This window comes from Aquimarina megaterium XH134, assembly GCF_000520975.1.
In the GTDB taxonomy this organism is placed as follows: Bacteria; Bacteroidota; Bacteroidia; order Flavobacteriales; family Flavobacteriaceae; genus Aquimarina; species Aquimarina megaterium.
The window spans coordinates 1-732 of sequence record NZ_JACB01000133.1 but is presented as its reverse complement, the minus strand read 5'-3'; the positions used below and the strand labels follow the sequence as shown (position 1 = coordinate 732).

The window sequence follows — 732 nt, the reverse complement described above, 5'->3', positions numbered from 1 at the left end:
TAAACCTACAGATAACCCTGCGAACATGAATTTAATGGATAGCTGGGCTTATATTTTATATACATCGGGGTCTACAGGTAATCCCAAGGGAGCAATTACACGTCATGATGGTGCGATGAATCATATTTTGGCAGAGTATGCTGTTATGGATTTACCGGACGGTTTCCGTTTTTTACAGAGTGCCGGTATTGGTTCTGATATTTCTGTTTGGCAGATTTTAGGTCCATTACTCAAAGGAGGAGTTAGTGTAATTGTTGATAAGTACGAGTTACTAGAGTATGGCAAGTTGTTGGATACCTTGATTCTAAGAAGAGTTACTCTTATCGAGTTTGTACCAACCTATATGTGGGGATTATTGTCATATATAAAAGAACAGGATGAAGCAGTTGTTTTGGAGGATCTTTCGAGTGTTATGCTTGTGGGAGAGTCTATCCCTGTAGCGATGGTTAATGACTTGAAACGTTTGTATCCCGAGGTAAGATTGTGGAATGCCTATGGTCCTTGCGAAGCATCAGATGATGTTATCCAATATGAGATCAACGACTTTTTAGAGGAGACCCAGGTACGGGTTCCGATTGGTCGAGTTATTCCTAATATGAACACTGTTATTTTGGATAAGTCGGGAGGATTATGTCCTATAGGTGTTATTGGCGAGATAGGTGTTAGCGGAGTAGGAGTAGGTGCAGGATATTTAGGATTACCAGATCGTACTTCTGAGAGTTTTATAGAGAA

General features: G+C 40.3%; 1 protein-coding gene. It reads left to right on the top strand.

The features are described 5' to 3' along the window. Positions 1-25: 25 nt before the first annotated feature. Positions 26-732 (top strand): AMP-binding protein (locus Z053_RS29580; protein ID WP_152538411.1); only part of this gene is annotated, 707 nt, incomplete at its 3' end.